A 20,478-nucleotide genomic window follows, 5' to 3' on the forward strand; every position below is an offset into this window, starting at 1 on the left:
ACCCGCAATCCTCAAGAAGGAGTAGCTATGGCTAAAAAGTCGCCGCCAATGCCCAGGGACGCAAATCATCCCCGGGCATTGGCTCCACTTAACTTGATACTGATGATCTTTGCCTCTGCCTTTGGCGCCATCATCGGTATTCAGATCATTACGTCGTTGGGTGTTACCCCGAATACGGCTATTATCGGTGTGCTTGTCGCCATTGCGATCAGCCGCATTCCGATTCAGGGATTGCACAAGCTCCGTAATGTGCATGCGCAAAACCTGATCCAGTCGAATATTTCGACCTCGACGTTCGCGGCGGCGAATTCGCTGCTCTTGCCAATCGGTATTCCGTTCATTCTCGGACGCCCCGAGCTGGTCTTCCCGATGCTCATCGGGGCGGCCGCGGCCATGCTGATCGACTTCTTCATGCTGTATTGGATGTTCGATTCCAAGGTCTTCCCGGCCTCCAACCCGTGGCCGCCAGGGTTCGCGGCCGCCGAGGCCATCAAGGCCGGCGACAAAGGCGGACGACGGGCCATGCTGTTGGGCGCCGGAACCCTGGTCGGTATCGGTGGTTCCGCCATCGGTATCCCAATGTCGGCATTCGGCGTAGCCTTCATCGGCAACATGGTGGCCTTGGGCTCATTTGGTGTCGGTCAGCTGATCGGTGGCTATTCGACCAACTTGTTCGGATTCAAGCTCGGTGATCGCTATATTCCGCACGGCATGATGATCGGAGCCGGCGTGGTCGCGCTGATCCAGGCCGTCGTGATCGTGGTTAGGGCCCGCAAGCAAAAGCCAGGTGCCACGACCGAAGAGGAACAACTCGCCGAAACCGTCGTCCAGGCCGGTGACCTGACCACCGAGGTCGCTCAGGCGGAGTTGGCTGCCGAGAAGGCGACTGACACAGCGGACGCCGACTACGGCGAGGGCTTCATCGGTGAGGAGCATTACACCCGTGACTCGAGTTTCGTCTCCAAGGCATTGACCCGGGGGATCATCCTCTACATCGTGGCGGCCCTGGCGCTCGCCCTGATCAGCGGAATCGTCACCGACATGTCCGGCGGCCAGTTGGTCGCCTGGGTGTTGTTCGCTTCTATCTCCTGCCTGATGGCCGAGTTCATCGTCGGCCTGTCTGCCATGCACTCCGGTTGGTTCCCGGCATTCGCGACCTCACTGATCTTCCTGACCATCGGCATGCTCGCCGGATTCCCACCGCTCGCAGTCGGCCTACTCGTGGGGTTCGTCGCGGCCGGTGGCCCGGCATTCGCCGACGCCGGTTACGACTTCAAGGCCGGCTGGTTGCTGCGAAAGGGAGAAAGCGCGGCATTCGAGTTGGCCGGACGCAAGCAGCAGTTCATCGCCGGTTTGATCGGAATGGGTGTCGCGCTGGCGGTTGTCGCGCTGACCTATCACTCGTATTTCAATCAGGATCTGTTTCCGCCGGTGGTCAGGGTTTACCAGTCCACGATCGAGGCGGGGTTGTCGGATGCCAGCATCTGGAAGCAACTGCTCATCTGGGCGGTGCCGGGTGCCATCATCCAGGCGATCGGCGGGGCAAATCGGCAGATCGGCATCATGCTGGCCACCGGCTTGTTGCTGTCGAATTCACTCGCCGGCTGGACGGTGCTCGCGGGGCTGCTACTGCGTTTCGTTTATGGCAAAATCCGTGGTGAACAGGCCGAGAGTGAAATGACGATTGCCGCTGCCGGATTCATCGCGGGAGACGCCTTGTGGGGATTCGGGTCGAATATCGTGAAGGCTTCGGTCAAGTAGATATTGCCGCGATGATCGGGATTCAGGGCTCGGCAGGGAATCGACGCATAACGCAGCGGAAATTCTCTGCCGGGTCCTTGTCCTGGTTCTCACGCGGAACTTAACAAGAAAGGTGTGGTGCGGCACATCATGCGCACATTGACCATGGACGACGTCGAGCCCGCTGTTTACGGTGGAGTCGTGCTGGGCGGCGGAGGCGGTGGCCGGGTGACCGATTCGCTTGCCAATGCCAGGCTGGCGCTGACCTATGGACCGGTGACACTAGCCGATCCCGCGGAGCTCGATCCGGATTCCACGGTGGCGGTGATGGCCGGGGTCGGAGCCCCGGCCGCTCCCGACCAGTACCTGGTTCCGGTGCAGCACGTGCGGGCACTGAATCTGCTACGCGAGGGGCTGGCGAAAGCAACCGGCTATCAGCCGCTCGCGGCGGTGGTGACCAACGAGAACGGCGCCATGGGCACCGTCAACGGCTGGGTGCAGGCCGCCGTCACCGGACTGCCGGTGATTGACGCCGCCTGTAACGGACGCGCTCACCCGACCGCGCTGATGGGGTCCTTGGGCCTGCACCGGGACCCGGATTATCTGGCCTGGGCCGGGTTCGCCGGAGGTACCGGAGCATATGAACTCGAAGGTCTGCTCCGTGGCAAACTGGCGCACGTCTCGTCGATGATCCGTACTGCCTCGGTTGAGGCGGGCGGTCTGGTCGGGGTGGCCCGCAACCCCGTTCCGGTTTCGCGGCTGGTTCGCGACGGCGCCCCCGGGGCGATCTCCCAGGCCCTTGAGGTCGGTGCGGCGGTGCTGGCGGCGGGTGCCGCGGGAGTGTGCAAGGTATTGGGTGGCCAGATCGTGGCAAGCGGACCGGTCAAAGGGCTCCGGTTGGAGCAGCGCGGTGGCTTCGATATCGGCGAGGTCAGCGTGGGCGATGTGCGGCTGTTGATCGCCAACGAATACATGGCCGCGGATCGGGCCGGCCAGCGAATTGCGCGATTCCCCGACCTGACGACCACTGTTTCGTCTGAGACGGGGATGCCGGTGACCTCCGCCGATCTGGTCGATGGCATGCCGGTCGATGTCGTGGTCGCGCCGCGTGAGGCACTCAAGTTGAGCGTGACGATGGACATGCCCGAGCTGTTGGTCTCTGTGGAGGCATTGATGGGGGAGAAGGTGTAGTTTCTTCCTCAAACGAACGGGGTCTTCGCCCGGGTAACCGGACGAGGACCCCATTCGTTGTTAGCCGACTGCCTTGCGAGTCGCGTGACGCCTAAGTCTGATGGCGCCGTGCCCAAGGGGTGTGGCTGCAGGAAGCGATCCTGCCCTTTCGGTCGGGCGAGCGAGAGCAACCAGGTCCTCGGGTGACTCGGTACACGCGCCTTGCCCAGGATCGCTGAGGCGAGCTTTCTCCCGGCGCCTTCAGGCGATATCGAAATGCGGCGTCCGAGAGAGCAGTTCGGACAGATTCGCGCCGGTGGTCAGCAGGATCGGATCCTTACCCCGGTCGAGCAGCACGGCACCGGTCGTCCCACCAAGCGTGGCCTGCTGCCCGCTGACCTTGAGCCAGGCCCCTTCGCGCAGGCCCAAAACCGTCACGTCGTTGCATTCGTGGAATTCGGCGATGCGCTTCTCGCGGGTCTCGCCCATGTGGGTGCTGGCGGGGTCGGCCGAGACGAAATGCGGGTTGATCTGGAACGGGATCAGGTCGAGTGCATCGAATCCGGCGGGCTGGACGATAGGCATGTCGTTGCTGGTGCGGATCGTTGGGCAGGCAACGTTCGATCCGGCGGATGCGCCCATATAGTGCGCGCCGTCGGCAACCGCCCCGGAGATGGTCTCGAGCAAGCCCCGCTCCTGCAACGACTTCAGCAGCCGGAACGAGTTGCCCCCACCCACGTAGACGGCTCCGGCATCGCGAATGGCGGTGCCGGGATCATCGACGGTGTGAATGCCGGTGATCTCGATTTCCATCGGCTCCAGAGCCCTGGAAACAGCGGCGGTGTAACCATCGAGATCGGCCATCGCGAACGGCACGAAGATGACCTTTTTCGACGGGAAATGCGCGGTGATCTCTTCGGCCGCATGCGAGAGCATCGGATGACCGAATTGGGTCGAATTCGACAGCAGAAGGAGTTCCATGAGTGTCCCTTTCAGGTCAAATGTTGAATGCTGCCATCACAGAAACCGACGCCCTGCAAGACGCTCGCCGAGCTTGTCGGCGGCGGCGAGAAGGGCCGGCAGGTGGCCGTGCAGATCGTCCGGCTGCTCGGTCTTGCGCTCGCCGAGACTGAGCGAGCCGATGATGCTGGTACCGACTCGCACCGGTACGGCAAGCGCCCGGGTGGCGGGATCATACTCGCCATTCGAATAGGCGAAACCATCCTCGACAGTGGCGGCGAACAGCTGTTCCAGCTCTTCCTCGTCGGTGACGGTTAGATCGCCATAGCGAGCCTTCGGACGCCCGGCCAGCATCTGCCTGCGCAACGAGCGGTCGAGGAAGGCGAAGTAGGCGCGAGACGTCGCGCCGGCGTGCGCAGGATAGAGCTCGCCGACCAACGGGGTGATGCGCACCGAGCCCAAGCGACCGCTGACCTCGGCGATGCAGCGCACGTAAGCGCCATCAGGAATCGCGAAGACGATGTCTCGTCCCGACGCCTGCGCGAGCTCGGTCATGGTGGGAATTGCGAATTCGGCCAGGCCACCCGAGCGCTCCCAATCCTGGGCGAGCCGCCAGACCTGCGGACCGAGACTGTAGCGGCGGGTCACCGGGTCGCTGATGAGAAAGCCTCGGGCCGCGAGGCTGGCGAGCAGCCGCTGCGCCGTCGACTTGTCCCAGCCAAAGCGGGCCGCCAACTCGGAGACTCCCCAGTCGTGTTGCGACGGGGTGAAACTGGCCAGAATCTGGAGCGCCCGATCGACCGTTTGCAACGGCGACGTGCGACTGGGCTGGGTGGTTGGGGCGGGCCCCGGTTCGGCCTTCACAGCAACAGCTTATCGCCTCGTCTTTTGGATAGTCTGAGCCAACTTCCCAATGTCTGAGATACTGGCCTGGGTTCGGATAGTCATAGCGATGAGGAGTGAATTGTGCTGTATCAGGTGCTTCAACTGCTGGAGATTCTCGATTCGCCTACAGCAAACGGCCAGGCGGTCGTCGACTACTTGTCCGGACTCGGGGCTCACGACGCCGAGATCTCGACTAGCGAACTGGTCGGTCCCCGCGGCAGCACCGGTGTGGTGCGGATTTTTATTCCTGGTAGCCAGGGCAAGTCGTCCGGCGGCACGGCTCCGACCTTGCAGGTGGTCGGGCGTCTCGGTGGGCTGGGTGCTCGCCCCGAGCGCATCGGCTTCGTTTCCGACGGTGATGGAGCGCTCGCGGCCTTGTCGGCCGCTGCAAAGTTACTCAAGATGCATGCGCAGGACGATGTGTTGCCCGGCGACGTGATCTGCAGCACCCATGTCTGTCCCGACGCTCCCACTCGTCCGCACGAGCCCGTCCCGTTCATGGACTCTCCGGTCGAGATGAGCCAGATGAATGAGGCCGAGGTCGACGACGCGGCGGACGCCATCGTGTCGATCGACACCACCAAGGGCAACCGGGTGATCAATCACCGCGGCATCGCGATCTCGCCAACGGTGCAGCAGGGCTACATCATGAAGATCTCGGACGATCTGGTACGCATCGTGGAGACGGTAACCGGCGAAGCCGCCGTGATCTTCGCCCTCTCCACCCAAGACATCACTCCCTATGAAAATGGGCTCTACCATCTGAACTCGATCCTGCAGCCCGCCACCGCGACCGACGCCCCGGTGGTCGGCGTTGCCTTGGTCACCGAGACCGCCGTTGCAGGATGTGCTACAGGTGCTACCCATGAGACGGACGTAGCTGATGCGGCGAAGTTCGCGGTCGAGGTCGCCAAGGAGTTCGGTGCCGGCACCGCGAGTTTCGTGGACGCCCGCGAGTTCGACCAGATGGTCTCACGCTACGGCTCGGCCAAGAAGCTGCAGACGGTCGGGGACGAGTGAGTCTCAAAGGCGCAGATCGGTGAGTGGGCCATAGCTCCATGGACGTCGGGATCGCAGGTAAGGGATTTCGTCGCGGGCGGGCACTACGTCGTCCAGATCGACAGTGCCCACGACCAGGTCTTCGGCAAACCGTGCGCCCTCGGCGAGGGTCTGGCCGCGGGGCCCGGCGATCTTCGACTTGCCATGCATGGTCAGAGTCTCACCCTCGGTGCCGACCCTGTTGACGGCCGCCAAGAAGCAGCGATTCTCAAGAGCGCGGCAGGCGATGTTGATATCCCAGATGTCCTCGTCCTCCTGGCACCAGGCGCTGGGCACGACGATGAGCTCGGCCCCTTGCAAGGTGAGAACCCGGGCGGTCTCCGGCAAGCCCATGTCGTAGCAGATCATGATGCCCAGGCGTCCGAAGTCGGTGTTGAACACGGGCATCTCGCGCCCGGGAGCGAAGTAGCGTCCTTCAGTGGAATATGCGTGGTTCTTGCGATATGAGCCGACGACCTCGCCATTTCGGTCGATCAAGACAACAGAGTTATAGGCCACACCCGCAACTGAGCTCGCCTCAATAAGCGGCAGCACCACCCACAAGCCCAGCTCGGCAGCCAGTTTGCCGATGCGTTGGGACGCTGGCCCCTCCGCCGACTCAGCCAGCGAATGGAGCTTGTCACCGAGCAGATCCTGCCTGTAGCCGGTGGTGCCGAGCTCAGGAAAAACAACCAGATCTGCGCTCAGGTCAGCGGCTTGGCGAAGATAGCGCTCAATTTTGGCCAGGTTCGCGTCCTTGTCACCGAGCACGCAGTCATGCTGGGCGAGGGCGATGGTCACTTGGCGCGTCATGATTGATCCTTCCTCGTAAACCGATGGTCAGTGTCATAACCGATGTACCGCTTCGGCTGTGCGCAGCTGCGACCACCCGCACACCCGATGACGATGGAGGGCGCTTGCGTGGCTGCGAACCTGGCCAATCAGCCGCCGGGCCGCTCCCGGGACGGTCGCTCGCCGACCTACCCGCCTGCGATCAGATCCTGGCATCAGCGATCGGGATTCGAGCGATCGCGCACCACTTCTGGCGCCGTCGGCGTCAACTGCAGGCGCCCGGCGGCCTTCGCCCGGACCCTGGTTGCGTTGCCCGGCAGATAGGCCAGCGGCACATCCTCCAGATCGACGATCTCCACCGACGCAGGTTCGGCACCGGCATCGATCGCGGCGTCCGTGGCCTGCTTCTTGGCGATGTCCATGGCCTCCGCCCTGGTCATCTCGTCCAAGGTGAAGATGCGTTCGACCTGCCCACTGACCTGGGCGATGGCAGCCCCGATGGCATTGGCCACCTCGAAATGCTCGGGTTTGATCACCACCGACGCTCCGGGAATGTCATCGGGAATGATGATCGAGCCACCGCCGACGGCCATCACCGGACGGTCGGCGGCACTGGTTTTCACCTTGTCGATGGCGTCGGCGGCAAGTCGCTGAATCTCCTTCCAGGCGCCAGAAACCAGGTCCCGCCCGAGGTCCTTCACTCGCGAAGCGTCACCAAGATCGGCATGACCCGACGCCACCGCGATATCGGTGGCAGTCAGCACGTCGCCGCCGAACACGAGAGCCTTCTCGGTGATCTCGTAGCCCACCGAATCGGGCCCGATGCTGACGCTGCCATCTGCGCGGCGCCGCACGATCGAACCGCCGCCCAGCCCGATCGAAACCAGGTCGGGCATCCGGAAGTTCGTCCGGACTCCGCCGATCTCGGCGGCCAGCGACGACTCCCGTGGGAAGCCCTTGACCAGCACTCCGACGTCGGTCGTGGTGCCGCCGACGTCGACGACGATCGCGTCGTGCTCGCGAGCGAGGAAGCTGGCGCCGCGGATGGAGTTCGTCGGGCCACAGGCAATCGTCAGAATCGGATAGCGCTGTGCGTATTCGACGCTCATCAGGGTGCCGTCATTCTGGCCGAGATAGACCTTGGCATGAATGCCCTGGGACGCCAGCGATGCCACGAACCCGTCGACCGTCGCTCTCGCCACATCGACCAAGGCCGCGTTCAGCACCGTCGCGTTCTCGCGTTCCAGAAGCCCGATGCTGCCGATCTCGTTGGAAAGCGAGACCGGGAAGCCGGTGCCCAGTTCATCGCGCACAATCGCGGCGGCACGTTCTTCGTGCTCGGCGCTGACCGGTGAGAAGACCGAGGTGATCGCCGCCGAGGTCACGCGTCCGGCCACCTCGCGGGCGATCTGGCGGATACGGTGCTCATCCAGTGCGGTGATTTCGCGTCCGTCATATTCGGTGCCGCCGCGCACGAGGTAGCGCTGCTGCCCGATTGCCTCACGCAGGTCCTCCGGCCAGCCCGTGAGAGGCGGAATCGCCGCGGTCGCGGGAAGCCCGATACGGATGACGACCACCGAGTTGAGATGCTTGCGCTCCACCACGGCATTGGTGGCCTGTGTGGTGCCGAGCATCGCGTAGCCGATCTCGGCAGGATCGATCTTCGACGACGCCAAGACCTCGGAGATCGCGCGTCCGATCCCCGCATCCACCGGACGAGTCGTCGGCGCCTTCGTGGTCGCGAGCGGCCGCAACTCTTCATCCAAGATGGCGGCGTCGGTGTTGGTGCCGCCGACATCGATACCAATGCGATACATCACAACTCCTTGGCTTTCGCAGCGCGATCGGCCACGGCGCGGACGCGATCCTCCAGCGGGATGTAGTCGACGTCGTATCCGAAGTATCGGGGTCCGACGGTCTCGATTCCTTTCTGGGTGCGCCACTGGTCGTTCGCCCTGATACCGATCACGATGACGCGCGCACCGTAACGCAAGCCCTCGGTGGTGATCGGGTGGCCCGTCTCGACATCCAGGCTGACGATCAAATCAGGAGTGGTGGCCAGCACTGCGTCGTCGGTGCGGGCAATCAGGTTCTCGTTCTGGAATTCGAGCCGCATCCGCTGACCGTGATAGTCGTCGGAGCCGGTGATCGCTGCCATACCGCGCACGAATCCTCCGTCGGTACGCCGGACGATATCGGCAACCTTGCCACGGAACAGCTCGACGCCGCCGGTTACGTCGAGCACGGCTGCGATCGGATCGGAACCATCGTGCTTCGAACATCGCAACACGCGACCGATCTTCTCGGTGAGGGTGATGGTGCCATAGATACCGCCGCGGTGGAGTTCGGCACCGGTCATCGGGTAGATCGCGTCCATCACCGAACCACCCATCTGTACCGTGGCGGCGCGGGCCAGCCGCTCTGTCCAGACGTTGTCGATGGTGGTCAACAGCAAGGTGTTGCCCTTCTCATCGCTGAGCAGCATCGGTGTGGCCGATGTGCCGTGCAGATGGAATGTGACCTGCTGCAGCTCGGGGAACGCCCTGCCCATGCCGTCCGCGTCCACGATCGGCAGGCCCAAGGTTGCGGCGAGTGCGATCGGGAGCATGGAGTTGACACCGCCGGCTTCGATCGGCATGGTCGCGAACACCGGCTTGCCGAGATAGCGCTGAAGCTGATCGAAGGAGTGCAGGATCTCCTTGCCGGAAGGGATCTTCTCGATGATCACGGTCGGGGCACCCATCATCGCCGTGGGCACGACGAGGGCGTCATCTGGCACGTCGGAGGCGTCGATGAGTTTGGCTGGGCCGTGTTCTGCCACCGCCTGAAGTGCCATCAGTTTGCCGACGAACGGGTCGCCGCCGCCGCCGGTGCCCAGCAGTGCCGCACCCGTGGCGATATCTTCGATCTCTTGTGCACCGAGTAGCCGCACGCTCACGCCACCATTTCTGTACGGGCGAATGTCGCCTCGCCGGATTTGCGGGTCTTCGCCACGACCTGCATCGCCACCCAATAGAGCACGCCGGCGCTGACCAACGAATTGATGGCCGGAATGCCCAATCCGACGAACTGCCCGATAAGGAAGGCGGCAATCCACACCCCGATCGCCACCGGGTTCCAGGTGTCAACGCTGGTCGGCAGTTCCCCGCTGGCTCGAGACTCATCGAGCGCCGCCCGGTCACGCTTGAGCACGTAGTAGTCGACCACGATGATGCCCGCGATGGGCGGAATTGCCACACCGAGGACGGTCAAGAAGGTGGTGAAGTAGTTGATGATGCCGATCATCGACAAGGCGGTTCCGCCCAGCCCCAGCACCCAGGTGAGGGTCGTGCGCCCGATCCGGGCGTTGAACAGCGCGTTGATCATGGTCGCCAGCCCCAGACTGGACGAATACAGATTGACGTCGTTCAGTTTGACCGTCGAGAAGATCACGATGGATGCGCCGATCCAGCCCGTGAGCGTCATCATGATGTCGACGATGCTGTCGGTTCCGGTGGCGTGGGCCAGCAGGACCGCGATCAGATTCATGCCCAACTCGCCGACGAATGTGCCGATCAGAGTCATCCAGAAGACCTGTTTGCCGCCCCGCAGGTAGCGGGCGGTATCCGGAGTGGTCACCGCGCCTATCATGAACCCGCCGGCGACCATGGTGGTGGCGGCTGCGAAGGTTAGTGCCGGCCCAGGAGGGGGAGTGCTGAGGTAGTCACCGATGCTGTGACCCGTCAGCATGACGACAGCGGCGTAGATCACCGCGAGTATGAACAATGGCACGAAGACGGTGGCGACCTTACTGATCGCCTTGATGCCGAAGACCACCAGCACGGTGATGGCCACCCCTGTGAGGCCTGCCCAGATCGGTACGTTGAGAGTCCCGGTGACCGCGTACATGCCCTCAGCAAAGACCGAGTTCTGGACACCGAACCAGCCGACCAACGAGATGGCGATGATGCCGCCGATAACCGACGAACCGGTCTTACCGAAGCCCGCCCAGCGAGACAACAGGCTGGTTGACATGCCCTCCTTGGCAGCGGCAGTGCCGATCGCCCAGCTGACGACCTGTAATAGGACGCTGCCGACCATGGTCGCGCCGAGCGCGCCCCAGAAGGTCATCCCGTAGCCCAGTGCGGCTCCGAGCATCAGTTGGGATACGCAGGCGAGCGATCCGATGCGGATGACCAGAATCTCCCAGGTCGGCCGCTTCGCGTCTGCTGACACTCGTGCCAGCGCGAAATCATCGCCGTGATTGGCCATGACGATCTCCTCGATGTTGAGGTGCGCCGTTCTGTGGCCGTCCAGTTGCTGTGAAGAGCTCTACGGAATCTCCGAAGAACCTACGCTGATTCGTCATCAAGTCCTATTCGCAGCACACCTTGAGTAGGCGTCACCATCATCATGGGCAGTCCCTGTGGCGTGAGCCGAATGGTGACTAGGACGACAGTAATGGCGATCGAGCGTCGCGGACACCGATCCCTATATGTGATACGTCGCGTTGGTATCTGATTCTCACGCACTTCCCGCATCGGGCCCCGACTGCATTGCAGTCGCGGCAGCCGGGGAATTCCTCGAGGCCTCAGGAGGCGAAAACTCCCAGGATCGGGTTCCACTCGGTGACGGTGAACGATTCCAGAGCACCCTCGACCGACATCGGGTCGGCGGCGATCGCCTGCTTGACCTCCGCAGCGCTTCCGGCACAGAAGATCAGATTCGCGGAGTCCCGCTCGGTGCCGACATAAGGACCTGACGCCTTGAGCGTCCCCGCATCGACCAGGGTGCGAAGGTACGCACGGTGATCGGGACGTGTCTTCGCTACCAGATCGGCGTCGGTGACATAGAGATACTGCACAACGTAATAGGCCATGCGAGAAGCCTAAAGTATCCACCTGCTCAGATGCACGGACGTGGTGTGACCGTCAAGACAGCCGCCCGACCACGTGCCCGGGGGGATCGCGACTATGGACGACGCATGTTTCGCGAGAACAGCCAGCACATCTGTCAGAGATGGCCGTACTCAGGGTCGCTTCGGTGCGGTTTCAGTTTGAGCCCGACCGATGCTGAGCCGGACTGGCTCGCCGCGAATGCGCACGTTCCATCGGCATCGCTCGCCATAGTTCATAGGAGCTCACGTTCGTGCACGGTACTGATCCAAAGTGAGCCTGCTCGCGTTGCAGCGGTAGCGGGCTTGCTTTCGGTGAGCGTTGTGCACGGCGGTGAGCTCTTGAGGCTTAAGGCGAGCTAAGGGTGCGTTCTAGCTACGCCGCAGGCCCAGGCGCCATTGCCCATGCCTTGCGCATCAGGTCGTCCAGCAGCGACGGGGTGGAAGCTTCTCGCCAGCCCCAACGGACGATCCAGTATCCCAATTGCCGGATCTGCTCTTCACGCCGCTTCTCCGCCATGATCGCGTTCGCCGGCGAACGGCCCCGAAGCAAACCTTCTTGATACTTTATGCGACCGTCGCATTCACCGACCAGCCTTAGATCGGGCCATGCGAAGTCTGTTCGTGCGATGAACTCCGAGTCATCCCAGATCTCGAACTGTAGCTGCGGCGCAGGATAGCCGAGGCGCCTGAGCTGGACGCGACTCAGAGACTCCGCCGGTGATTCCGAACGCCCGTCTGCAAAATGTGCCGCGCCGCGCGCCTGGCTGATGCCTCGTCTGCTTGAGGCGCCGTTCAGCGCCTCTGCCAGTTCGATGGGATCCATGCCCTTGTGGAGCGCTGCATCCAGCATAATCACGGCCCACTCGTGGGGAAGCGTCCTGCCCAGATCGACGGCGGTGCGCGCGAGGTTCGTAGCTTGGAGTCCCTCCAGTATCGTGATCTCGGCCTCAACAATCCCCGCGTTTCGTAGGAAGAGTTCGCTCGTCCGTCGGCCGTGGCTTGGGCCGCACTTCGTGACGTTGACTTTGGCTAACTCGTCTGAATACAAGGGCAGCCCGTGCAGGGCAGCTGCCGTCATGTGGCTGAATACAGTGCCCGGAAGCAGTAACGGCGCGGATGCTCTTGCTCGGCGGATGTGCGAGGCGCGCTCATCCAGTGTTGCTGGAGCGCTGTACACGCCACGTCTGATCCTGGTCAGTTCGCGCGAATCGACCATTCGTCTCAAGTCGGAGCTATTCAAACCTTCGAGTTGCAACTCGGCTGTTGTCATCAAGCTGGTTTCCACGTCCAAAGTATTGTCAATTGATTCGCGGGTCGTTCAAAAAAGCGCGTTCTGTGGATAACTTGTCGATGGCGAGTGTGGTTGGCGTGATCGTCCTGCGCGTGTGCATGTCAACACAGCGATGCTGTAAGACGGGAAATGGGCCGTGCAAGGGCAAATCTGTCAAGTGGCTTGCGGCCGGTCGGTCCCGTGGAACGAACTCTGGCATGCCATCCGCCACTCAATGTGGACGATCACCCGACACGGCGTCGATCTCAAAAGCTTGCCGGAACTCGTAAACGCTCGCAATCGTTCGTTAGTGCTCGCGTTCGTGCACGGCGCTGAGCCAAAGTAAGTCCGCTCGCGTTGCAACGGTAGCGGACTTGTTTCCGGCGAGCACTGTGTAGGGCGGCGAGCCTTGGAAGCAGACGGCGAGCGATGCGCTCGTATGGCGAGCCTCTCAGACATGCGGCCGTTCGATCGCTCGGCCGATGCGTCTACAGGCCATTCATGCCCGTTATCGGAATGGAGCACTTCGCCCACAGCACCGATTTGGGCAAGCGGGGACGCAAAGGGTAGCATGGGTCGTCGGTCATTGGATTCATCATGCCCTCAGTGTGTTGAATCGGGTGACGTGCGTCCCAATCATGCAGAGAGCAGGAGTATGGCGAAGAAAGAAGGAGCACTCGAACTCGAGGGCACCGTGGTCGAGGCCCTGCCCAACGCGATGTTTCGTGTTGAGTTGGACAACGGTCACAAGGTGCTCGCCACGATCAGCGGCAAGATGCGTCAGCACTACATTCGAATCCTCCCGCAGGACCGGGTGGTCGTCGAGTTGTCTCCGTACGATCTGACCCGCGGGCGTATCGTCTACCGCCACAAATAACAAGGAGAAGCTCGAATGAAGGTTCAGCCGAGCGTCAAGAGGATCTGCGACAACTGCAAGGTGATTCGTCGCCGTGGTGTCGTCCGGGTTATTTGCACCAACCCGCGGCACAAGCAGCGTCAAGGCTGATCCGACGCGCACGACCACAACTGAATATCTCAGCAACGTGAGAGCAAGCTGACTCTTCGCGAGTTCAGTGCCCACCTCCGGACGAAGGCCGGAGACCCGGACGAAGTATTCACTTCTGATCAGGCGATCCGGGAACGCCTCACGCCATACACCTTCGTGTCGACCGGCCCAACAAGCCGGGAGACGAATAATTTGAAAGGTAACCGCCATATGGCACGCCTCCAAGGTGTCGACCTTCCGCGCGAGAAGCGTCTGGAAGTCGCACTCACCTACATCTACGGCATCGGCAAGACCCGCGCCGCAGAGATCCTGGCAGCCACTGAGATCAGTGGAGACATCCGCGTGAAGGATCTGACCGACGAGCAGCTCGTCGCGATGCGTGACTTCATGGATGCGAATTACGAGGTCGAAGGCGACCTGCGGCGCTCGGTCGCTGCGGACATCCGCCGCAAGATCGAGATCGGCACCTACCAGGGCCGTCGGCACCGCGCCGGACTCCCGGTTCGCGGCCAGCGCACTCGCACCAACGCCCGTACCCGCAAGGGTAGGAAGAAGGCTGTTGCGGGCAAGAAGAAGGCTCGCTAAGCCCCACGGGGATAGCCCTCCACTAGACATCTGCCAAGGAGAACAACTTACTTATGGCTACTGCAGGCCGAAAAGGTGCCGCTGCCAAGACCAAGGTGCGGCGCAAGGAAAAGAAGAATGTGGTTGCCGGACAGGCCCACATCAAATCCACGTTCAACAACACCATCATCACCATCACGGACGCCACCGGCGCAGTCATCGCCTGGGCCAGTTCGGGCACCGTGGGCTTCAAGGGTTCGCGCAAGTCGACCCCGTTCGCCGCTCAGATGGCCGCCGAGGCCGCAGGGCGTCGCGCGATGGAGCACGGCATGAAGCGTGTTGACGTTTTCGTCAAGGGTCCTGGATCGGGACGCGAGACCGCGATTCGTTCGCTCGGTGGTATCGGGCTCGAGGTCGGCACCATTTCTGATGTCACCCCGATGCCGCACAACGGCTGCCGCCCGCCCAAGCGCCGTCGCGTCTAGTCAACCCGAGCCTTAGAAAGGACTTAACAACCATGGCCCGTTATACCGGACCCATTACCAAGAAGTCCCGTCGTCTCGGGACCGACCTCGTCGGCAACGACAAGGCATTCGAGCATCGCCCTTACCCCCCGGGCCAGCACGGACGCGGACGCACCAAGGATTCCGAGTACCTGCTGCAGCTCAAGGAGAAGCAGAAGGCCCGCTACGCCTACGGTGTGCTGGAGAAGCAGTTCCGCCGCTACTACGCCGAAGCCGACCGGCTGCCGGGCAAGACCGGCACCACGCTGCTCCAGATCCTGGAGTCGCGCCTCGACAACGTCGTGTACCGCGCGGGATTCGCGTCCACTCGCCGTCAGGCCCGCCAGATGGTCAGCCATGGCCACCTGCTGGTCAACGGCAAGCGAGTGACGATCCCCAGCTACCGGGTGAGCCCGCTGGACATCGTCGACGTCGCGCCGAAGTCGATCAACATGACGCCCTTCGTGATCGCCCGCGAGACCTGGGGCGAACGCGAGGTTCCGGGCTGGCTGACCGTCAAGCCGAACCGGATGCGCGCGCTGGTGCACCAGCTGCCCACCCGCGAGCAGATCGCGATCGACGTCAACGAGCAGGCCATCGTCGAGCTCTACTCGAAGTAAGAGATTGCGGGAGCAGGCCGGGCTGTGGGCAAGCGTGCCTGCCGCCGGCCTGGTTCCCGCGATTTCCAGAACCAACGGGACGCGGAAAGGTTCCGCGTCCCACCTATCGCACCGTCATATAGCGGTCGGTGCGGGAAGGACACCTTATGCTCATCGCACAGCGCCCGACCCTTGTCGAAGAGGTCGTCGCCGAGAATCGTTCACGGTTCGTCATCGAACCGCTGGAGCCGGGCTTCGGGTACACCCTTGGTAACTCGCTGCGCCGCACGTTGCTGTCGTCCATTCCGGGCGCCGCGGTCACCAGCATCAAGATCGAGGGCAACCAACACGAGTTCAGCACTCTTCCCGGAGTGATGGAAGACGTCACCGAGATCATCCTCAACCTCAAGTCGTTGGTGCTCACCAGCGAAGAGGACGAGCCGGTCGCCATGTACCTGCGTAAGTCGGGCGCCGGGGCTGTCACTGCAGCCGATATCGCCGCACCGGCGGGCGTCGAGGTGCTCAATCCGGAGCTGCACATCGCCGAGCTGAACGAGAAGGGCGCCATCGAGATGGAGCTCATCGTCGAGCGTGGCCGCGGCTACGTCTCGGCTGCTCAAAACGATGATCCCGAGGCGGAGATCGGCCGTATCGCGGTCGACTCGATCTACTCGCCGGTCACCAAGGTCACCTACAAGGTCGAGGCCACTCGCGTCGAGACCCGCACCGACTTCGACCGGCTGATCCTTGATGTCGAGACCAAACCCGCCATCACGCCGCGTGATGCGGTGGCCAGCGCAGGCAAGACCCTGGTCGAGCTGTTCGGCCTGGCTCGCGAGTTGAACGTCGAGGCCGAGGGTATCGATATCGGCCCCAGCCCGGTGGACGAGCAGCTGGCAGCAGATTTGCAGCTGCCGGTCGAAGACCTGAATCTCACCGTCCGCTCCTACAACTGCCTCAAGCGCGAGGGCATCCACACCGTGGGTGAGTTGGTCGGACGCAGCGAACAGGATCTGCTCGACATCCGCAACTTCGGTTCGAAGTCGATCGACGAGGTCAAGCAGAAGCTCGCCGAGCTCGGCCTGTCGCTCAAGGACAGCGCTCCCGGCTTCGATCCGCTGGCTGCAGCCGACCAGTTCTCCGATGCCGATGGCGACGAGGACGACGAGTTCATCGAGACCGAGCAGTACTGATCCCTCACTAATCACCTGGAGAACGAATAATGCCCAAGCCAACCAAGGGCCCCCGCCTCGGCGGCAGCCCTGCCCACGAGCGGATCATCCTGGCCAACCTGGCCAGCCAGCTGTTCGAGCACGGCCGGATCACCACCACCGAGACCCGCGCCCGCCGGATGCAGCCGCTGGCCGAACGCCTGATCAGCAAGGCCAAGCGCGGTGACCTGCACAATCGCCGGATCGTGCGCCAGACAATCACTAGCCCGGACGTACTGCACACGTTGTTCGCAGAGATCGCCCCCGCGATGGAAGGCCGCGACGGCGGATACACCCGGATCACCAAGATCGGCCCGCGCAAGGGCGACAACGCCCCGATGGCGGTCATCGAACTGATCACCACCGCGCCGGTCGCTTCGAAGAATGCTGCTCCGGCCGCCTCGGACGTCAAGGACGCCATCGACCAGGCAGCGGACGAGGATCTGGCCGCCGACGTCGAAGAGGTGGCAGCCGCTGCCGACGAGGCGGAGATCGAAGCCGAGGTAGTGGCTGAAGAAGCCGCGACCGAGGCCGAAGAGGCCGATGAGCAGGCTCAGGAGAAGTCCGAAGAGGCCTGATCTCGATCGGCTGACCGCTCACAGGACCCCTTGAGGGTCCATAGACTGCTGAAGACCGGTGGTGTCCTATTGGGGTGCCACCGGTCTTTTATGTTGCCTCGGATTTGTGCCGGCAACCGGCCGCGCCGGGGGCGCAGGGTGGGTAGGCTCGTCGGGTCGGCGATCGGAGGGAGGCCATGGTGGCTGAGTTGCGCATCGCTCAACTCGCGAACTTCGTCGGCCCGACGTCGGGCGGGATGAAGGTTGCCATCAACGAACTCGGTCGTGGCTATCTCGGCCACGGCGCTCGGCGGATGCTTATCATTCCCGGTCCGCGTGACCAGGTCACCGAGTCCGACGACGGGATAGTTGCCGAGATCCGGGCGCCGAAGGTGTCGTCCGCCTACCGGATGATCGTCGAGCCCCGGCGCGCCTTCGAGCTGCTCGCGAAGTTCGCTCCCACATCGGTGGAATGCTCCGACAAATGGACGCTGTCGTCGGTGGGTGGCTGGGCGGCCCGGCGTGGCGTCGGCTCGGTGCTGTTCAGTCACGAGCGGCTGGACGACATGGCCTCGAACTGGCTGCGCAGCCGCCGGTTCGCGAAGCCTGTGGTGAAGGGCATGAACCGCCGTCTGGCCCGTGATTTCGATCGTGTGGTTGTGACCTCCGATTATTCGTCGGGGGAGTGGACGGGGTCAGACGCCGAGCTCCGCAAGGTGCCGCTCGGTGTCGATCTGGAGACCTTTCGTCCGGACCAACCGGCTGGTGCCGAGAGTTCGTTCCTGGGCTCCTCGCCTTTGGAAGGCGTCGGTGACGGTGAACCTGAGCGGGACCGGCCACTGCAGCTGTGCTACGCGGGGCGGATGTCGCACGAGAAACATCCGCAGCTCGCGGTGGCCGCCGCATGCGAGCTGCATCGGCGCGGCGCCGACTTCGAGCTGCACATGTATGGCACCGGCCCGGATCTGGAGAAGCTGCGCCAACAGGCCGGAAACGCGCCGATCTTTTTTGATGGCTTTCTGCCCGGACGGGCCGAGGTGGCCAGGGTGCTGGCCGGCTCCGACATCTCCCTTTCGGTGAGCCCGACCGAAACCTTCGGGCTGGCGGTTCTCGAGGCGTTGGCCTGCGGAACTCCGGTCGTCACCTCCGACCGCGGGGGCGCCCGCGAATTGATCACCAGCAGGTGCGGCGAATGGGGGACTCCTGATGCCCCGGGAATCGCGGACGCCATCGAGCGGCTGGCCTCACGACTGGACGCAGGCGTCCGGTTGGCGGCGCGATCGCATGCCTGCGAATACGACTGGACGAGGCCGGTGTCACGCATGATGGAGATACACGAGCGGGCGACGTGGACGACGAAAGGCAGGCGAACACGATGAAGGGTAGTAAGGCGTGGTGGCTCGGGTTGTTGACCGGAGCGGCGGCGGTCGCGGTCGCTCCGGTGGTGATACGGGCGCCAAAACCGGCACTGAACCTGCCGCGTGACATTCGTACCTTGGACGAGGCGCTCGGCGACTGTCTTGCGTCCGGCCAAGATGGCTGGGATCTGGTGGACTACGCGACACGGCTGGTGAACGAGAAGTTCACCCGGTATTCGGTCTGGCATCTATGGGAGAACTCCGGCCTAGCCTTCGCCAACAGCAGAGGATTCTCCGAGCAGTACAACCTTGCGCTGGCCCGGATCCTTGCCGGTTTGGGATACGAGGTGCATGCCGTGCATGCCCGGCATGTGCGTTTCGATCCGGAGCGTCCCGGCAGTGCGCCCTGGCGCGACGGTCACACCTGGCTGAAGGTCGGCTATCAGGGCGAGACGCGCGACGTGTGTGCCTCCCGTGCACAGCACCGTGCCGGCCAGGTGAGTTTCACCGCCCAGAGCGCGACCAAGCCGGTGCGTTTTTGGACGGGAGCTGCGGTGCGGCTGGGGCTTGCGGGTCCGGTCGGCTATGAGGTGTGGAAGTCGCTGCTCGATCGGCGTCCCGTACCGCGCTGGGTCTTCCGGGGATTCCACGATCGCGGATGAGAAGAGCAAATCAATAAATGAGAGGGCCGCTGAGATGTCTCCCAGCGGCCCTTCGCCGTATTACTTAACTTGCAGGAATGATCAGCTCATCCCGAGCTTCGCCGTGCAAGCGGGCCAGGCACCCCAACCCTGCGCGGCCTGCACCTTACTGGCGATCTCGATCTGCTGCTCCCGGCTGGCCCCGGCTGCGGTGGGGGCATATGCGGTGCCGCCGTAGGCAGCCCAGGTCTGGGCGTTGAACTGGAGGCCGCCGGAGTACCCGTTGCCGGTGTCGATGGCCCAGTTACCGCCGGATTCGCACTGGGCGATCTGATCCCACACGGAGCCGTCGGCGACCGATGGTGCGGACCCGCCGCTGTTGCCGCCGGAACTGCTCGCCGGAGCCGCGGCCTTCGTGCCGACCTTCACCTCGCCGGTGACCGGCTCGGTCACCACAGTCTCGCTCACGACGGTACGCGATTCCTCCTGGCCGTCAACCTTCACGACCTCGTACACGACGCTCTTCTCGCCGTCCTTGCCCTCGGTCACCACCTGCGTGGTGCCTTCGTCCAAGCTGGCGTCATCGGTCTTGGTGACCTCGTGCTCGATCGCTTCGCTGGTGGTCTCCTCGGCGACCTCGACGCGCTTGACGGTGATCGCCAGACCGGACGACAGCGCGGTGTCAACGCCGGGCTCGACCCGATCATTCTCACCGAGAGTGATGCCCTGATCGGCGAGCAGATCTCCCACGGTCGCCGCGGCCGAATGATCGGAGATGGTCTGGCCATCGACGGTGAGCTGAAAATCCTTCGGGGTGGTGGCGGTCACGGTGAGACCCTCACGGCCCAGCGGCATCGAACGGTCGACCGAGAGGCGGATATCGGGATCATGCAGCCCGATCTCTTCGAGAGCATCAGCCAGCATGGTCGCCGTGGTCCAATAGGTCTCTTCCTCGCCGTCGGTGACCACGGTGAGCTGGCGTCCGTAGTTTACGGAGATGGTGTCGCCGTCGGAAACCTTGGCGTCGGCAGCCGGAGTGACGTCGTCCTTATCGGTCAGGTCGATGGCATGGGCGTTCAACACGTCTTCGACATCGTTGCCCCAGGCGGTCACCTCTTGCGCCTCGCCATCCACGAGCAAGGTCACGTCCTTGTTCATGGCGCTGGCATAGCTGCCGAACCCGAGGGAGCCGGCAGCCACGGTACCGGCCACGGCGGCGATCAGGGTTTTCTTCGTCAACTTCACGTATATCTCCGATTCTCAGGATTGTGGGCCCGCGTGAGCCCTTCTGGTTTCGGTCTTCGATGT

General features: G+C 63.2%; 21 protein-coding genes. 12 read left to right on the forward strand and 9 right to left on the reverse strand.

What is annotated here, in order from left to right; translation table 11 throughout:
* Nucleotides 1-102: 102 nt before the first annotated feature.
* The gene (locus QQ658_RS02260) at nucleotides 103-1,761 is read left to right on the forward strand and encodes an OPT/YSL family transporter (RefSeq protein ID WP_286026062.1); all 1,659 of its coding nucleotides are present in this window, start codon (nucleotides 103-105) and stop codon (nucleotides 1,759-1,761) included.
* A gap of 129 nt (nucleotides 1,762-1,890) precedes the next feature.
* Nucleotides 1,891-2,931 (forward strand): S-methyl thiohydantoin desulfurase domain-containing protein, encoded by a 1,041-nt coding sequence (locus QQ658_RS02265; protein ID WP_286026063.1) that lies wholly within the window; start codon nucleotides 1,891-1,893, stop codon nucleotides 2,929-2,931.
* 240 nt (nucleotides 2,932-3,171) lie between these two features.
* Here the strand turns inward: QQ658_RS02265 and pepE are convergent, their stop codons facing one another.
* The gene (gene pepE / locus QQ658_RS02270; protein ID WP_286026064.1) at nucleotides 3,172-3,891 is read right to left on the reverse strand and encodes a dipeptidase PepE; all 720 of its coding nucleotides are present in this window, start codon (nucleotides 3,889-3,891) and stop codon (nucleotides 3,172-3,174) included.
* Nucleotides 3,892-3,927: 36 nt separating this feature from the next.
* A complete protein-coding gene (locus QQ658_RS02275; protein WP_286026065.1) occupies nucleotides 3,928-4,734 on the reverse strand; it encodes an IclR family transcriptional regulator in 807 nt (268 codons plus the stop codon).
* 102 nt (nucleotides 4,735-4,836) lie between these two features.
* Here QQ658_RS02275 and QQ658_RS02280 point away from each other — a divergent pair, with 102 nt between their 5' ends.
* Nucleotides 4,837-5,775: a DUF1177 domain-containing protein gene (locus tag QQ658_RS02280; RefSeq protein WP_286026066.1), complete on the forward strand. Its 939-nt coding sequence runs from the start codon at nucleotides 4,837-4,839 to the stop codon at nucleotides 5,773-5,775.
* Between the two features lie 3 nt (nucleotides 5,776-5,778).
* Here QQ658_RS02280 and QQ658_RS02285 read toward each other — a convergent pair whose 3' ends face one another.
* The 6 genes from QQ658_RS02285 to QQ658_RS02310 all read right to left on the reverse strand — a co-directional run bounded on the left by QQ658_RS02285 (nucleotide 5,779) and on the right by QQ658_RS02310 (nucleotide 12,746).
* Entirely contained in the window at nucleotides 5,779-6,606 is an 828-nt protein-coding gene (locus QQ658_RS02285) for a nitrilase-related carbon-nitrogen hydrolase (protein WP_286026067.1), read from the reverse strand.
* A 194-nt stretch (nucleotides 6,607-6,800) separates the two neighbouring features.
* Nucleotides 6,801-8,402: a hydantoinase/oxoprolinase family protein gene (locus QQ658_RS02290; RefSeq protein WP_286026068.1), complete on the reverse strand. Its 1,602-nt coding sequence runs from the start codon at nucleotides 8,400-8,402 to the stop codon at nucleotides 6,801-6,803.
* Nucleotides 8,402-9,523, reverse strand: a complete 1,122-nt coding sequence (locus tag QQ658_RS02295) for an S-methyl thiohydantoin desulfurase family protein (protein WP_286026069.1) — start codon at nucleotides 9,521-9,523, stop codon at nucleotides 8,402-8,404. Before QQ658_RS02295 ends, QQ658_RS02290 begins: the two co-directional genes overlap by 1 nt.
* On the reverse strand, nucleotides 9,520-10,836 hold the full coding sequence (locus QQ658_RS02300) for a purine-cytosine permease family protein (protein WP_286026070.1): 1,317 nt from the start codon (nucleotides 10,834-10,836) through the stop codon (nucleotides 9,520-9,522). The genes QQ658_RS02295 and QQ658_RS02300 overlap by 4 nt, the downstream gene beginning before the upstream one ends.
* A 319-nt stretch (nucleotides 10,837-11,155) precedes the next feature.
* Entirely contained in the window at nucleotides 11,156-11,443 is a 288-nt protein-coding gene (locus QQ658_RS02305; RefSeq protein WP_286026071.1) for a YciI family protein, read from the reverse strand.
* 391 nt (nucleotides 11,444-11,834) lie between these two features.
* On the reverse strand, nucleotides 11,835-12,746 hold the full coding sequence (locus QQ658_RS02310) for a type IV toxin-antitoxin system AbiEi family antitoxin domain-containing protein (RefSeq protein WP_286026072.1): 912 nt from the start codon (nucleotides 12,744-12,746) through the stop codon (nucleotides 11,835-11,837).
* A 640-nt stretch (nucleotides 12,747-13,386) separates the two neighbouring features.
* On the opposite strand from QQ658_RS02310, the gene infA reads away from it, so the two are divergent.
* The 9 genes from infA (at nucleotide 13,387) to QQ658_RS02355 (ending at nucleotide 19,191) form a co-directional block, all read left to right on the forward strand.
* Nucleotides 13,387-13,608: a translation initiation factor IF-1 gene (infA, locus tag QQ658_RS02315; protein WP_286026073.1), complete on the forward strand. Its 222-nt coding sequence runs from the start codon at nucleotides 13,387-13,389 to the stop codon at nucleotides 13,606-13,608.
* Nucleotides 13,609-13,623: 15 nt separating this feature from the next.
* A complete protein-coding gene (gene rpmJ, locus QQ658_RS02320; protein ID WP_286026074.1) occupies nucleotides 13,624-13,737 on the forward strand; it encodes a 50S ribosomal protein L36 in 114 nt (37 codons plus the stop codon).
* A 210-nt stretch (nucleotides 13,738-13,947) separates the two neighbouring features.
* Nucleotides 13,948-14,322, forward strand: a complete 375-nt coding sequence (gene rpsM / locus QQ658_RS02325) for a 30S ribosomal protein S13 (protein WP_286026075.1) — start codon at nucleotides 13,948-13,950, stop codon at nucleotides 14,320-14,322.
* Between the two features lie 53 nt (nucleotides 14,323-14,375).
* Entirely contained in the window at nucleotides 14,376-14,786 is a 411-nt protein-coding gene (gene rpsK, locus QQ658_RS02330) for a 30S ribosomal protein S11 (protein WP_286026076.1), read from the forward strand.
* Between the two features lie 32 nt (nucleotides 14,787-14,818).
* Nucleotides 14,819-15,424, forward strand: coding sequence for a 30S ribosomal protein S4 (rpsD, locus tag QQ658_RS02335; protein WP_286026077.1), 606 nt, complete (start codon nucleotides 14,819-14,821; stop codon nucleotides 15,422-15,424).
* Between the two features lie 146 nt (nucleotides 15,425-15,570).
* Complete coding sequence (locus QQ658_RS02340) at nucleotides 15,571-16,596, forward strand: DNA-directed RNA polymerase subunit alpha (RefSeq protein ID WP_286026078.1); 1,026 nt, start codon at nucleotides 15,571-15,573, stop codon at nucleotides 16,594-16,596.
* Between the two features lie 29 nt (nucleotides 16,597-16,625).
* Complete coding sequence (gene rplQ, locus QQ658_RS02345) at nucleotides 16,626-17,192, forward strand: 50S ribosomal protein L17 (protein ID WP_286026079.1); 567 nt, start codon at nucleotides 16,626-16,628, stop codon at nucleotides 17,190-17,192.
* A gap of 179 nt (nucleotides 17,193-17,371) precedes the next feature.
* Nucleotides 17,372-18,550, forward strand: a complete 1,179-nt coding sequence (locus tag QQ658_RS02350) for a glycosyltransferase (protein ID WP_286026080.1) — start codon at nucleotides 17,372-17,374, stop codon at nucleotides 18,548-18,550.
* Nucleotides 18,547-19,191, forward strand: a complete 645-nt coding sequence (locus tag QQ658_RS02355) for a hypothetical protein (RefSeq protein WP_286026081.1) — start codon at nucleotides 18,547-18,549, stop codon at nucleotides 19,189-19,191. Before QQ658_RS02350 ends, QQ658_RS02355 begins: the two co-directional genes overlap by 4 nt.
* Nucleotides 19,192-19,272: 81 nt before the next feature.
* Here the strand turns inward: QQ658_RS02355 and QQ658_RS02360 are convergent, their stop codons facing one another.
* Nucleotides 19,273-20,415 (reverse strand): resuscitation-promoting factor, encoded by a 1,143-nt coding sequence (locus QQ658_RS02360; RefSeq protein WP_286026082.1) that lies wholly within the window; start codon nucleotides 20,413-20,415, stop codon nucleotides 19,273-19,275.
* Nucleotides 20,416-20,478 lie beyond the last annotated feature (63 nt).

The organism is Propionimicrobium sp. PCR01-08-3 (assembly GCF_030286045.1).
Taxonomy (GTDB): Bacteria; Actinomycetota; Actinomycetes; order Propionibacteriales; family Propionibacteriaceae; genus Brooklawnia.

What these genes read in the sequence shown, in the direction of transcription:
- QQ658_RS02260 (WP_286026062.1), top strand. Translation starts at nt 103, where the DNA reads ATGATCTTTGCCTCTGCCTTTGGCGCCATCATCGGTATTCAGATCATT.
- QQ658_RS02265 (WP_286026063.1), top strand. Translation starts at nt 1,891, where the DNA reads ATGCGCACATTGACCATGGACGACGTCGAGCCCGCTGTTTACGGTGGA.
- pepE (WP_286026064.1), bottom strand. Translation starts at nt 3,891, where the DNA reads ATGGAACTCCTTCTGCTGTCGAATTCGACCCAATTCGGTCATCCGATG.
- QQ658_RS02285 (WP_286026067.1), bottom strand. Translation starts at nt 6,606, where the DNA reads ATGACGCGCCAAGTGACCATCGCCCTCGCCCAGCATGACTGCGTGCTC.
- QQ658_RS02290 (WP_286026068.1), bottom strand. Translation starts at nt 8,402, where the DNA reads ATGTATCGCATTGGTATCGATGTCGGCGGCACCAACACCGACGCCGCC.
- QQ658_RS02300 (WP_286026070.1), bottom strand. Translation starts at nt 10,836, where the DNA reads ATGGCCAATCACGGCGATGATTTCGCGCTGGCACGAGTGTCAGCAGAC.
- QQ658_RS02305 (WP_286026071.1), bottom strand. Translation starts at nt 11,443, where the DNA reads ATGGCCTATTACGTTGTGCAGTATCTCTATGTCACCGACGCCGATCTG.
- infA (WP_286026073.1), top strand. Translation starts at nt 13,387, where the DNA reads ATGGCGAAGAAAGAAGGAGCACTCGAACTCGAGGGCACCGTGGTCGAG.
- rpmJ (WP_286026074.1), top strand. Translation starts at nt 13,624, where the DNA reads ATGAAGGTTCAGCCGAGCGTCAAGAGGATCTGCGACAACTGCAAGGTG.
- rpsM (WP_286026075.1), top strand. Translation starts at nt 13,948, where the DNA reads ATGGCACGCCTCCAAGGTGTCGACCTTCCGCGCGAGAAGCGTCTGGAA.
- rpsK (WP_286026076.1), top strand. Translation starts at nt 14,376, where the DNA reads ATGGCTACTGCAGGCCGAAAAGGTGCCGCTGCCAAGACCAAGGTGCGG.
- rpsD (WP_286026077.1), top strand. Translation starts at nt 14,819, where the DNA reads ATGGCCCGTTATACCGGACCCATTACCAAGAAGTCCCGTCGTCTCGGG.
- QQ658_RS02340 (WP_286026078.1), top strand. Translation starts at nt 15,571, where the DNA reads ATGCTCATCGCACAGCGCCCGACCCTTGTCGAAGAGGTCGTCGCCGAG.
- rplQ (WP_286026079.1), top strand. Translation starts at nt 16,626, where the DNA reads ATGCCCAAGCCAACCAAGGGCCCCCGCCTCGGCGGCAGCCCTGCCCAC.
- QQ658_RS02355 (WP_286026081.1), top strand. Translation starts at nt 18,547, where the DNA reads ATGAAGGGTAGTAAGGCGTGGTGGCTCGGGTTGTTGACCGGAGCGGCG.